Genomic DNA, 13,061 nt, shown 5'->3' with positions numbered 1-13,061 from the left:
GCGGGAGAAGGTCAAGCTCGTCACCGTGGACCGGCGCGAGGTCGATCTGTGCAATCAGGCCGCGGTGTTCGACTGGTTCGCGAAGACGCGGCCGCAGGTGATCTTCCTCGCCGCGGCAAAGGTCGGCGGCATCGTCGCCAATAACACGCTGCGTGCCGAGTTCATCTACGACAACATCTCGATCGCGGCTAACGTGATCCAGGCCGCCCATCGAAACGGCGCCGAGAAGCTGATGTTTTTGGGCTCGTCCTGCATCTACCCAAAGGACGCCGCGCAGCCCTTGCGCGAGGACTCCGTGCTCACAGGTCCGCTAGAGCCGACCAACGAGCCCTATGCGATTGCCAAGATCGCCGGGATCAAGATGGCGGAGGCCTATCGCAGCCAGTACGGATGCGACTTTATCAGCGTGATGCCGACTAACCTCTACGGCCCCGGCGACAATTATCATCCCGAAATGAGTCACGTGGTCGCCGCCCTGATCCGTCGCTTCCACGAGGCTAAGGTTTCGGGCGCGAAGAATGTCGTCGTCTGGGGCACCGGGACGCCGCGGCGCGAGTTCCTTTATGTCGACGACATGGCGGATGCCTGCGTGCACCTGATGAAGATCTATTCGAGTGCCGAGCTAGTCAACATCGGCACCGGCGAGGACATAACCATCGCCGAATTCGCACACCTCGTGGCCGGCATCGTCGGTTACGGCGGCGAGATCGTCTTCGACACCTCGCGGCCGGACGGCACGCCGCGCAAGCTGCTCGACGTCAGCCGGCTAGCCAAACTCGGCTGGCGCGCGACGACACCGCTTCACGACGGCTTGAAGCACGCATATGCGGCTTACCTCTGAACTTGTAGGCTGCAGGGAGCGGGGCAAGTCCTATTCGTGCCGGCTATACAGCCGCGATCGTCTCTGCGGCATCAGTGAAGCGGTCATGCTGATCCTCAGTCGTTACGCTTGGCTTCGGGGACATGATAAGTTTCAGATCGTCGTCCGGGGACTAGTCGGTGCGCATTTGTAGATGACTGAGGCCAGTCAATAGGGGCTGCGTCGCTCGATTTGGTGCGAAAAAGTGCCTCGCGCGCCACTTGTCCGCAAGCCACCAAGGCATCTGCCCGTCACGGCATGGGCTCTTACCGCACGGGGAATGACCGCGTATAGCGGCAGAATGAAGTGATCAAATCGCCTTCGGAATACGCTCTTGCCATGGACCATGTTATGCAAAGTGCAGGCGGGCGGGAAGCGAACTAGCTGCCAAGGCATCCAGCCAATCGCCCTAACCAAATGGTTGTAGGCAGGACGGCGACAGCCCCGGAGATGAGAGAAGGACCAATCGAAACTTGCGGGGCTCGTAGGCATCTGCGGCTTGGCGTGCTCGATCCAAGACTGCAGCAACTTCGGTGGGCCGGCAGCCGCGACCGATCATTTCGCGCAACTCCCGCTCGTCGCGGAAGTTCAGGCGTTATGATCTGACAGCAGTCGTTGCCCCTTTACGCTTCTGCTATTCTCCTTGAAATCGTTTGGAGCGATACCATTTCGGGGTGCCTACTTCCTTCAAGACAGCGGGCGCACTTCGCAGGACGGCGAGTCTCAAAGTTGGGGTCGGCTTAGTGTTCTTAGAACCCTTGGCGTCGCCACTGCGTATGAGATACCTGCTCCTTGTTCTCGCACTATCGGGCGTGTTCATTGCTCTGTTCTTTCCCTGTTAGGTGTCTTGATATGCCCTGATACTTTCGCGCGCGAGCATCGTCACTCTCGAGTTTTGCTGAGGGTTTCCGGTCTTTCGGCTTGGAGCCACCCGACTATGTGCCGTCCTTTCGCTGTTTATTCCCCTTATTGCAGAGAAATAAGTTGCCGCCGATGATCTGTGCAAAAGGTCGGATCGCCCGCGAGGTTGGGAGTTGATTGAGGAAATTCAGAGGTTTTGGAGCGGCCGCCTCACCGCGACCATCCACGCCCGCGGCGCCTAGATGTGCTGGCTCAAGCAGAAGTACTGCGCTGAGTTCGTCTGGCAAGCGGAGGGGGCCTGGCCGGGCCCTGCGCCAAATGCCGCCAGGTGCTGTTCGTTCGGTGCTCCCCGGGAACACTTGTTGGAAGACTTCCGGGCAGTCGAGAGCCCTTTATGGACGCGCACCTGGTGTTGCGTCGGCAGGCAAAGGGCGCCCCTTCTTGGTTAACTTGGGAAGGCTGACATCCGAAGCGCCCGGCGTTAAGCTTGCCGATGCGAGGGGGCCGTTCTCCAATGCTGAACGCTTGCCTCTACTGGTTCAGTCTGGCAATGCGGTATATGAGGACGAACAACGGAGTTTATTTTGGCCCCCGTGGTGGTTACCGGCGCTGCCGGCTTCATCGGCATGCATGTCTGTGAGCGCTTGCTCGCGCGCGGGGAACGAGTTGTCGGCATCGACGCGGTCACGCCTTACTATGATCCAGCGCTCAAGCGCGCTCGCCTCGAGACGCTCAAGCGTGATGCTTTCACCTTCTACGAGATCGACCTTGCCGACTTTGCTGCGGTGATGCGTGTGTTCGACGAGGTGTCGCCCGACCGCGTGGTGCACCTTGCGGCGCAGCCCGGCGTGCGCGCGTCGATCGACGATCCCATCACCAGCATCCGCGCCAATTGTGACGGCTTCGTCACCGTGCTCGAAGCGGGCCGGCGCCACGGTCTGGCGCATCTCGTCTACGCCTCGTCGAGCTCCGTGTACGGCGCCAATCGCACGTTGCCGTATTCGACCGAGCATTCGGTCAATCATCCGGTCAGCCTGTATGCCGCGAGCAAGAAGGCCAACGAGCTGATGGCGCACACGTTCGCACATGTTCACAAGCTGCCGGTGACCGGTCTTCGCTTCTTCACTGTCTATGGTTCATGGGGCCGACCCGACATGGCTGCCTGGCTCTTCACGCGCGCGATCTTTGCGGGTGAGCCGATCAAGCTTTTCAATAATGGAAATATGTGGCGCGATTTCACCTATGTCGACGACATCGTCGAGGGCGTGATCCGTACCCTTGATCGCCCCGCAACGCCGAATCCCGCGTGGAACGCCGAGCAGCCGGAAAACTCGTCGAGCTATGCGCCGTATCGCGTCTACAACATCGGCAACAACCGCTCGGTCAATTTGATCGATTTCGTTGAGACACTGGAGAAGATCATCGGCAAGCCCGCAATCCGCAAGCTTCTGCCGATGCAGGCTGGCGACGTCCTCGAGACGCGCGCCGACATTTCGGCCCTGCAACGCGACGTCGGCTTCACGCCCTCGACGCCGCTGGCGGTTGGCTTGGGCCGCTTTGTCGACTGGTATCGAAATTATCACCGCATATAAACCCCTCTCTTGAGTAGCTCACACGTGTCCCAAAAAATCATTTCTCTGATCATGTGCGGCGGTGCCGGAACGCGGCTGTGGCCGGCTTCGCGCGAGGTGCGCCCCAAGCAGTTCCTGCCGCTGTTCGGCACCCGCTCGACCTTCCAGGACACGCTGCTCCGCGTCTCGGAGGCCTCGCTGTTCGATCGCCCGATCGTCATCACCAATGCGTCTTACCGCTTCATGGTGCTGGAGCAACTCGCCGAGATCGGCATCGAGGCCGACGTGATCCTCGAGCCGATGCGGCGCGATTCCGGCCCCGCGATCGCCGCCGGTGCGGTGTTCGCGCAGAGCCGCGCCAGTGAGGCGATCGTGCTCGCGCTCGCCGCCGACCACGTCGTGCAGGACAATGCCGCCTTCGTCGCCGCGTGTCGCCAGGGCCTCATCGCCGCGAGTGCCGGGCGCATCGTCACCTTCGGCGTCAAGCCGGAGCGGCCGGCGACCGAATACGGCTATATCAGCCCGGGCGAGGTCATCTCCGGCGAGGTGCACGCGGTCGCGCGCTTCGTCGAGAAGCCGGATGCGGTGAAGGCCGCCGATTACGTCAATTCCGGCTATCTCTGGAACAGCGGCAACTTCATGTTCCCGGCCAGCGTCCTGCTCGACGAATACCGCAAGGTCGATGCAGCGAGCGTGGAGGCGATCTCCAATGCGGTCACCAATGCCGGCCGCGATCTTGGATTCGTGACGCTGGAGCCCGAGGCGTTCGGCGCGGCCAAGGCGATCTCGATCGACTATGCGGTGATGGAGAAGACCGCGCGCGCCGCGGTCGTGCCGGTGTCGTGCGGCTGGTCCGACGTCGGCTCCTGGCACGCGGTGTGGGAATTGTCGGACAAGGACGCGCAAGGCAATGCTTCGCATGGCGCCGCCGTGTTCGAAGATAGCCGCAATTGCAACGTCACCACCGACTCCGCGCTGGTCGCGCTGGAAGGTGTCGACGATCTCATCGTGGTTGCGACTGCCGATGCGGTTCTGGTCTCGCGCCAAAAAGATGCCAACGGGCTCAAGCGGCTGGTCACAAAACTCAAGGCGGTCGCACCGAAGGTCACCGAGGAGCATCTCAAGGTGCATCGGCCCTGGGGCAGCTACCAGTCGGTCGACAATGGCGAGCGCCACCAAGTCAAGCGCATCGTGGTGAAGCCGGGCGGACGTCTGTCGCTGCAGAAGCACCATCATCGCGCCGAGCACTGGATCGTGGTCCGCGGCACCGCCCGCGTCACCGTCAACGAGACCGTCAAAAGCGTGCACGAGAACGAGTCGATCTACATCCCGATGGGCGCGGTGCACCGGATGGAGAACCCCGGTAAAATCATGCTGGAGCTGATCGAGGTCCAGACTGGAAGCTATCTCGGGGAAGACGACATCATCCGGATTGAAGACGATTATCAGCGCTCTTGAGTAGAGAGTCGCTCCAACACTCCACGAACATTTAAAATTGTCCGGCGAACTGCGATAATCGGAGCAGGCTGCTATGACCGACGACACGCACACGATCCGCTGCGGCAGGCTCGCCGCGACCATCAAGGCGCTAGGCGCCGAGATGTGTTCGCTGGCGAGCGATGCCGGCGTCGAGTTCGTCTGGCAGGCGGAGCCGGCCTGGCCGCGCCATGCACCGCTGCTGTTTCCGATCGTCGGGCGCCTCGCCAATGACGAATTGCGGCACCGGGGCAGGACCTACCGGATGACCCAGCACGGCTTCGCGCGTGACAGCCGCTTTGCGTGGGTGGAACGAGGCGAAAGTCGCTGTGTCCTGATGCTCGAAGACAGCGAGACGACGCGCGCGCTCTACCCTTTCGCGTTCCGCCTGACGGCAACCTATGCGCTCGACGAATCCGGTCTCGATCTTTCACTCGTGATCGCGAACACCGGCAAGGAGATATTGCCGGCCTCGCTCGGCGGCCATCCCGCTTTCAACTGGCCGCTCCAACCGGGGCTGGCGAAGGAGAGCTACGCGCTGAGCTTCGCGAACGCAGAGCCATCGCCGGTCCGCCGTCTCGATGGCGGCTTGCTGCGCCCGGCAACCGAACCGAGCCCGGTCAAAGGATCCGTGTTGCCCTTGTCCGAATCCCTGTTCGTCGACGACGCAATCATCTTCGATCGGATCGCGAGCAATTCGGTCCGCTATGCCGGGGAGCAGGGCGCCTCCACCGGGCCGTGGTTGAAAATGTCATGGCGCGGCTTTCGCGAGCTTGGCGTCTGGTCGAAACCATCGGGCGCGCCGTTCCTCTGCATCGAGCCCTGGCGCGGCTATGCCAGCCCCGCCGGCTTCGACGGCGAATTCAGCGACAAACCGGGCCTGATGCACATTGCGCCCGGGACGGAAGAGCAATTGTCATTTCGGGTTGAGGTTGGATCGTCTTGAGGTCGGACGGTCTGCGCGCATCTGAAGTTCTCAGACCTCGATCCGCGTGAGGTCCTCGCCGAGCACGACAGGACCCGAATAGTCCCGCCTGACATCCGCAAGCAGCGCATGGAGCATGGAATCGTCGGTGCGAGGCCGGTGATGGGTCAGCGCGAGCTTCTTGACGCCGGCCTTGGCCGCGATCTTGCCGACTGTATCGCCGCAGGCGATCGTGAATTTCGCAAGCCGGCGCAAGTGCTCGTTGTCGATCTCCGGCGTGGCGAGGAAGCAGCACTGGACCAGCAAGTCGGCCCCCTCAGCCAGTCGCTCGAGACCGGGGCAGGGCACCGTGTCGCCCGAAATTGCGATGACCTTGCCTTCGGCCTCGAAGCGGTAGCCGAGACACATCCAGCGCGCGAGGAAGGCCGGCGACATGTCGAGGCCGTCGCCATGCGAGACGAGTTCGGCGCTGATCTTCCAGCGCCCGGTGTCGAGAACGAGGCCCGGCATAATGTCGGTCGCGACGACCGGTTTCCAGCCGCCGAAGCTCGGCTCGCCCTGATCGCGCCAGGCGATGTCCTTGTCGTAGACCTGCGTGACCAGCGTATTGACGAGCCGTTCGGTATCCGGCGGACCATAGATGCGCAGATCGTCCTTGCGCCCGTGCAACCATGAATTGAGGATCACGTCGTAGAGGTCGCCGATGTGGTCGAAATGGTGATGGGTGAGAAAGACCGTATTGATGGAGCCGAGCGGCACGCCAGCCTTGCTGAGCTGCACCATGACGCCGCGGCCTGCGTCGATCAGGATGTTTTCGTCGCCGAGCCTGATCAGCGTGGTCGTCGCCATGCGGCGCGGGTCCGGGCGCGGGCCGCCGGTGCCGAGCAGGATGACTTCCATAGCGCCACCTCCTGGGGGAGACTTTTCGGGGCGCCACAGTAGATTTGAAGCTCTTGGCGTGGCAAGCGGCCGCGGAACGGGCTTGAGCCCGCACAACAGCCGCTCGTACGGGGCTCCCGAACATGCTGCGCGATATGAGAAGTGTGGGCCAATTCATACTTAATGCAGCTGGATCGTGACCAATGTTGTTTGGGCGCGCTAACGCGCCTAGTATTGCAGCAGGCAATTCGAGGGGGCTCGAACAGTCGTGAATGTACGTTCACAGTGCGGCGCGCTCGGCGACCTGAGCTTCTGGGTCGGCCCGCAAGCACACAGGACATCCCACATCGTGGCTGATTCCTCAGGTCAGGAATTGCGTGTCGCTGGCCGGGAGCGACTGATCGTCGTCGAGGACGATCCGGTGACGCGCACGATGCTGGTCGGTTATTTCAGCGAGAACAATTTCGACGTGGTCGGTGCCGGCTCCTGCGCGGAATGCCGCCAGGCGCTGCGGACGCGGACCGATCTCGTCTTCCTCGACCTGCAGCTGCCCGACGGCGACGGCTTCGATCTCGCCAAGGAGATCCAGGCGACCAGCAATGCGGGTATCATCTTCGTGACCCGCCGCGACACCGACGTCGATCGCATCCTCGGCCTCGAGATCGCGGGCGACCACTACGTTACCAAGCCGATCGATTTGCGCGATCTGCTCGCGCGCGCGCGAAGCGTGCTGCGGCGGCGCTCGATCGACCGCAAGGCGGCGCGCAACCACAATTCGATCGCCTTCGGCGACTGGATCATCGACCTGACGCGGCGCGAGCTGCTCGGCAGCGACGGCAAGCCGGTTGCGCTGACGCGCGCCGAGTTCGATCTGCTTGCGGCGCTCGTCGGAGCCGACGGCAGGCCGCTCAGCCGCGACTATCTGATCGAGGTCGTCAGCAACCGCCAGGCCGAGGTCGATATCCGGACTGTCGATGCCCTGGTGGCGAGGCTGCGGCGCAAGCTGGTCGTTAGCGGTACGCCCGTCATCACCACCGTCACCGGCGTCGGCTACAAGCTCGCGCTGAGCGAGCGGCTCTAGACCCGGGCGCAGCACGACATGGTGCCGGCGGCGCCATCGGGTTCAGCCACTGAAACCGACGAGGAACCGAATCGCGAGAAAGGCCGACAAGGCCACGGCGCCGGTCGCGACGATTGCAAACAAAACTCTCAAACTATTGTGCATGATCTCTATTCAGGTTCGGTTTCAAAGTTCGGTTTCAAAAATGTCGTTCGTCCAACCGCTGCTCGTCTCAAGGCCGCAACTCTAATTCTATTGGCGTGATGCCACCCGTTTCCACTTGGCTTCGACGCGAGCCTTGATGAGGCGGACCCGGGCTTCCTGTGCTGCCCAATATGCCCTGCTCGCGACCGCCGTGCCTTGACGGTACCGCGCGTAAACGTCCTTCGGCTGTGCCGGTGTCTTTTGACTGTGTGCTGATTTCTGATTGTGCGCTGACTTCGAGACGGTGGGTGCCGGAGTTGGCGCCGGTGCTACATCTGGGACGGCCGCGGCTTGGCTTCCCACATTCGTCGAGTTCATGGAGACAAGACGATTGCGGGCGCGATGACAATAGACCTGGGAGCGCGGAGTCATGGACTCCTCGTCATGACCTGCTCGATATTTCATCAGGGCGCGGCAAAGGTCCCCGCCTGCGAGGCGCCATGCGCGACTGAGGTAGAGAACGCCGTAGTGGATGTTGATATCAGGCTCTGCGAGCTCTGCGTTATTTCCCCGAAATCCGAGCATCGCTGCCGTTTCGGGCCGAACCTGCATGAGGCCGATCTCGCCGACGGTGCCAATGGTGCCCGGATTGTAACCGCTTTCAACGAAGACGACGGCCTCCGCAATGTCCGCGGGCAGATTGGTCTTGGCCGTTTCTCTTTCGATAATTTTTCGAATCGCTGCCCGCGATGCCGGCGTCTCTCCGGCACCGAGATCTGCATTGTGACCGCCGGCCGCCAACGCCGGTCCCACGTCGTTTAGAGCGCCGTCCTGAGCGCGCACGGAGGTGGATGCCAACCAAAGCACGGCTATCGCAACGTGTGTCCACGTCGCGCGGGCATTGATGTGTGTTCGATCCCGCAGCATCGACCACGTATTATATCTTTCGAGTTAACAACCGATTTTCTGGCGGCCCCGGGGCGCGGTCCGGCTCGGGCGGCCAGCGGCGCATTGAAGCTATCGCGACCGCGAGCTCTGGTCGGTTGATGTGCTTGGCGCAGCCCCGGCCAATTTGTCGTCGACCGCATAGAGCGTGCAGGTGGGCGACCATTTTGTGCAGGCGCCAAGTGAATCGCGCTGGGCGTCGTCGGCGGTCGCGCGCCCCGAACGCCAGCCGTAACCGCCGTTCGGCGACACCGCAAAAGCCTTGTGCGGCATCGTGCTGGCGAGATACCGAGCGAACTCGGCGCGCGCGGCCTCGCTGAGCTGGCCCGGCGGCGGCAGCGGATCGGGCAGACTCAGGAGGTCGTGGCCGAGACCTCGCTCGCGCAGGAAGGCGTCGAGATATGGCGTCCATTGCGGACGGCTCACCACCGAATAGAGATAGTGGCCATCGTCGCCGTAAGGCGGCGCTGCGACGAATTTCGCGTTGCCGCCGCTGGCGCGAAATCCGTCATGGAGGCGCCGCGCGAGCTCGGGACCGAAGTAGGAATCGTTGCTGGCGTAGACCCACAGCATCGGCGCGCGCGAGGTTTTGCCGAACGTGGCGAAGGCCTGCACCAGCCCGTTCGGATTGCAGACGTCGTCATCGTCGCGCGAGCCGCGCCCGCCGGCAAAGCTGATCGCGGCGGCGAGACCCGCTGGTGCCTGCGCCGTCAACGCAACGGTGGCGAACCCGCCGGCGGAATGGCCGGCCGCGATCATGCCCGAGGTGGTGACGTCGGCCCTGCGCACCATCGCCTCGACCGCCGCGCGCAAATCCGCCACCGCGACCGCCGCGGCCGGCAGATAAGCGGCATTGGCGCAGCCCCCGACGCTGTCGACGCGCCCGCCGGGCGAGGTGCCGTAGCCGCGCCGCATCACGATCAGCGCGGCGAAGCCGCGCCGGGCATATTCGAGAGCGATGCCGTAATATTTGTGCGCGGACATCGTCGCGCGATCGTCGAAACTGCGCGGTGAGCCGTGGCTGAGCAGCGCCAGCGGATAGCGCCTGGTCCCGGCCGGCCGGACCAGGAACGCCTCCAGCCCCTGCGGTCCGGCCTCGGCCATCGGGATACGCAAATCCTCGGTGTAGAACTCCGAGGCCGTCGCATCGGGCACGATGCCGGCCATCGCAAGCCAGGCCGTCAGAACAACCAGAAGCCTCTGAAACAGCGTCATGCCCCGACTCGAAAAGCCCCGATCGAAAGACCATAGCATGATCTCAGGAACGGCCGCCCCATTGCGGGTGTTGTGCTCTTGGCGGGGGCTTGGCCGATGCTATGGTATCGCGCAATTCTACGACAGGACGAGGTATATTCAGTGGCTGATGTTCATCCCGCGGCGGGCAAGCAGGCCTCGCCGGACGCGCTCACCAACGTTCCGCGGCTGGTGACGGCCTATTTCGCCGGCAAGCCCGATGTCGCCGATCCCGCGCAGCGGGTGGCGTTCGGCACCTCCGGCCATCGCGGCACCTCGTTCAAGACCAGCTTCAACGAGGGCCACATCCTCGCGACGACGCAGGCAATCTGTGATTACCGACGTGAAAAGGGGCTGACCGGTCCGCTCTTTATCGGCATCGACACCCATGCGCTGGCCGAGCCCGCGCTGGTCAGCGCCGTCGAGGTGTTCGCGGCCAACGGCGTCGACATCATGATCGACAAGGACGGCGGCTACACGCCGACGCCGGTGATCTCGCACGCGATCCTGACCTACAACAAGGGCCGCACCTCGGGCCTTGCCGACGGCGTCGTCGTCACGCCCTCGCACAATCCGCCCGAGGACGGCGGCTACAAATACAATCCGCCGCATGGCGGACCGGCCGACACTGATGCGACCTCCGTGATCGAGAGGCGCGCCAACGCCTATCTCGCCGACGGCCTCAAGGGCGTGAAGCGCATCGACTACGCCAGGGCACGCAAAGCCGCGAACGTCCACGCCTATGACTACGTCACACCCTATGTCGCCGATCTCGGCAACGTCGTCGATCTCGACCTGGTCAAATCCGTCGGCGTCAATATCGGCATCGATCCGCTCGGCGGCGCCGCCGTGCACTACTGGCATCCGATCATCGAGCGCTACGGCCTGAAGGCGACCGTGGTGAACGAGGCGATCGACCCGACGTTCCGCTTCATGACGGTGGATTGGGACGGCAAGATCCGCATGGACTGCTCCTCGCCTTACGCGATGGCGAGCCTGATCGCGATGCGCGACCGCTTCGACGTCGCTTTTGCCAACGACACCGACGCGGACCGCCACGGCATCGTGACGCGCACCGGCGGCCTCATGAATCCGAACCATTATCTCGCGACCGCGATCTTCTATCTGTTCGCGCACCGCCCGAACTGGGGCAAGGACGCCGCGATCGGCAAGACCGTGGTGTCGAGCTCGATCATCGACCGCGTCGCGAAAAAACTCGGCCGCAAGCTGGTCGAGACCCCGGTCGGCTTCAAATGGTTTGTCGACGGTCTCCTCACGGGCGGCTTCGGCTTCGGCGGCGAGGAGAGTGCAGGCGCCTCGTTCCTGCGCCGCGACGGCACGGTGTGGACGACCGACAAGGACGGCATCATCCTCGGCCTGCTCGCGGCCGAGATCATGGCGAAGACCGGCCGCGATCCGAGCCAGCTCTTCAACGACCTCACTGCCGAGTTCGGCGTGCCCCATTACGCGCGCATCGACGTCGCCGCCACCACGCCGCAGAAGAACATCCTGAAGTCCGTCACGCCGGAGCAGCTCGGCCTGAAGGATCTCGCCGGCGATCCCGTCCGCGCCACGCTGAGCAAGGCGCCCGGCAACGGCCAGCCGTTCGGCGGCATCAAGGTCGAAACCGATTTCGGCTGGTTCGCCGCCAGGCCGTCGGGCACCGAGGACGTCTACAAGATCTATGCGGAAAGCTTCCGCAGCCCCGAGCACCTGAAGGCGATTCAGCAGGAGGCTCAGGCAGGGTTGGCGAAGGTGTTCGGCGCGTAGCGGACGAGCCAAAGCGCCGCTGCCACTGCTCCTCCAGGGGGAGACTCGCCGCATCAACAGGTGTCATCACCCGCGAAAGCGGGTGATCCAGTACGCCGCGGCGCCAGTTGAGTGAACCAACGACCGCCGCGGAGTACTGGATTCCCCGCTTTCGCGGGGAATGACAACGGTTTGTATACACGATCCGAGAGAACGGTATTATAATACGACATAACCGCCCTTGAACGATTTCGCTCCTCCGCTATTGTATACATAACGTATCCACAAGCCTTGGGAGTGAGACCGGTGACAAAACCCTTCCCGATGAACGCCTGGTATGCCGCTGCCTGGGACGCCGATGTGAAGCCGGCACTGCTGCCGCGGACGATCTGCGGCAAGCACGTGGTGATGTACCGCAAGGCCGATGGCTCGGTGGCCGCGCTCGAGGATGCCTGCTGGCACCGCCTGGTGCCGCTGTCCAAGGGCCGGCTCGAGGGCGACACCGTCGTCTGCGGCTATCACGGCCTGAAATACAACGCGCAGGGGCGCTGCACCTTCATGCCGTCGCAGGAGACCATCAACCCGTCGGCCTGCGTGCGCGCCTATCCCGTGGTCGAGCGTCACCGCTACATCTGGCTCTGGATGGGCGATCCCGCGCTGGCCGATCCCGCGCTGGTGCCCGACCTGCACTGGAATCACGACCCGGCCTGGGCCGGCGACGGCAAGACCATCCACGTCAATTGCGACTATCGTCTCGTGCTCGACAATCTCATGGACCTCACACACGAGACGTTCGTGCACGGCTCGTCCATCGGCAACGAGGCGGTCGCAGAGGCGCCGTTCGACGTCACCCATGGCGAGAAGACTGTCACGGTGACGCGCTGGATGCGCGGCATCGAGGCGCCGCCGTTCTGGGCCAAGCAGCTCGGCAAATCCGGCCTCATCGATCGCTGGCAGATCATCCGTTTCGAAGCGCCGTGCACCATTGCCATCGACGTCGGCGTGGCGCCGACCGGCACCGGCGCGCCCGAAGGCGACCGCTCGCAAGGCGTCAACGGCTTCGTGCTCAACACCATCACGCCGGAGACCGAGAAGACCTGCCACTATTTCTGGGCCTTCGTGCGCAATTATCAGCTCGGCGAGCAGCGCATCACCTCCGAGATCCGCGAGGGCGTCTCCGGCATCTTCCACGAGGACGAGGTGATCCTCGAGGCGCAGCAGCGCGCGATGGACGAGAACCCCGATCGCATCTTCTACAATCTCAACATCGACGCCGGCGCGATGTGGACGCGCAAGCTGATCGACAAGATGATGGCGAAGGAAAACCCGCCGCAGCATCTTCAGGCCGCGGAGTAAGCC

The 13,061-nt window shown here is 63.3% G+C and carries 10 protein-coding genes; 7 read left to right on the top strand and 3 right to left on the bottom strand.

What is annotated here, in order from left to right:
* The 4 genes from IVB48_RS11370 to IVB48_RS11355 all read left to right on the top strand — a co-directional run.
* On the top strand, positions 1 to 841 hold an 841-nt coding region (locus IVB48_RS11370), incomplete at its 5' end, for a GDP-L-fucose synthase (RefSeq protein WP_247399992.1).
* 1,463 nt (positions 842 to 2,304) lie between these two features.
* Positions 2,305 to 3,312 (top strand): NAD-dependent epimerase/dehydratase family protein, encoded by a 1,008-nt coding sequence (locus IVB48_RS11365; RefSeq protein ID WP_247399991.1) that lies wholly within the window; start codon positions 2,305 to 2,307, stop codon positions 3,310 to 3,312.
* A 24-nt stretch (positions 3,313 to 3,336) separates the two neighbouring features.
* On the top strand, positions 3,337 to 4,749 hold the full coding sequence (locus tag IVB48_RS11360; RefSeq protein WP_247399990.1) for a mannose-1-phosphate guanylyltransferase/mannose-6-phosphate isomerase: 1,413 nt from the start codon (positions 3,337 to 3,339) through the stop codon (positions 4,747 to 4,749).
* Positions 4,750 to 4,822: 73 nt separating this feature from the next.
* On the top strand, positions 4,823 to 5,713 hold the full coding sequence (locus IVB48_RS11355; protein WP_247399989.1) for an aldose 1-epimerase family protein: 891 nt from the start codon (positions 4,823 to 4,825) through the stop codon (positions 5,711 to 5,713).
* A 30-nt stretch (positions 5,714 to 5,743) separates the two neighbouring features.
* Here IVB48_RS11355 and IVB48_RS11350 read toward each other — a convergent pair whose 3' ends face one another.
* On the bottom strand, positions 5,744 to 6,592 hold the full coding sequence (locus tag IVB48_RS11350; RefSeq protein WP_247399988.1) for an MBL fold metallo-hydrolase: 849 nt from the start codon (positions 6,590 to 6,592) through the stop codon (positions 5,744 to 5,746).
* A 247-nt stretch (positions 6,593 to 6,839) separates the two neighbouring features.
* On the opposite strand from IVB48_RS11350, the gene IVB48_RS11345 reads away from it, so the two are divergent.
* Entirely contained in the window at positions 6,840 to 7,652 is an 813-nt protein-coding gene (locus IVB48_RS11345) for a response regulator transcription factor (protein WP_247399987.1), read from the top strand.
* 231 nt (positions 7,653 to 7,883) lie between these two features.
* Here IVB48_RS11345 and IVB48_RS11340 read toward each other — a convergent pair whose 3' ends face one another.
* Together IVB48_RS11340 and IVB48_RS11335 are read right to left on the bottom strand one after the other, a co-directional pair.
* Positions 7,884 to 8,702, bottom strand: coding sequence for a transglycosylase SLT domain-containing protein (locus IVB48_RS11340; RefSeq protein WP_247291413.1), 819 nt, complete (start codon positions 8,700 to 8,702; stop codon positions 7,884 to 7,886).
* 90 nt (positions 8,703 to 8,792) lie between these two features.
* Positions 8,793 to 9,935 carry an alpha/beta hydrolase gene (locus IVB48_RS11335; protein WP_247399986.1) on the bottom strand — a complete coding sequence of 381 codons (1,143 nt, stop codon included), beginning with the start codon at positions 9,933 to 9,935 and terminating at the stop codon, positions 8,793 to 8,795.
* Positions 9,936 to 10,076: 141 nt separating this feature from the next.
* Between IVB48_RS11335 and pgm the strand changes: the two genes are divergently transcribed.
* Entirely contained in the window at positions 10,077 to 11,723 is a 1,647-nt protein-coding gene (gene pgm / locus IVB48_RS11330; protein ID WP_247291408.1) for a phosphoglucomutase (alpha-D-glucose-1,6-bisphosphate-dependent), read from the top strand.
* A 285-nt stretch (positions 11,724 to 12,008) separates the two neighbouring features.
* Positions 12,009 to 13,058: an aromatic ring-hydroxylating dioxygenase subunit alpha gene (locus IVB48_RS11325; RefSeq protein WP_247399985.1), complete on the top strand. Its 1,050-nt coding sequence runs from the start codon at positions 12,009 to 12,011 to the stop codon at positions 13,056 to 13,058.
* The last annotated feature ends 3 nt before the right edge of the window (positions 13,059 to 13,061 follow it).

This window comes from Bradyrhizobium sp. 76 (genome assembly GCF_023073025.1).
GTDB lineage: Bacteria > Pseudomonadota > Alphaproteobacteria > Rhizobiales > Xanthobacteraceae > Bradyrhizobium.
The sequence above is the reverse complement of the archived record's forward strand: the minus strand, read 5'-3'. Positions and strand labels throughout refer to the sequence as shown.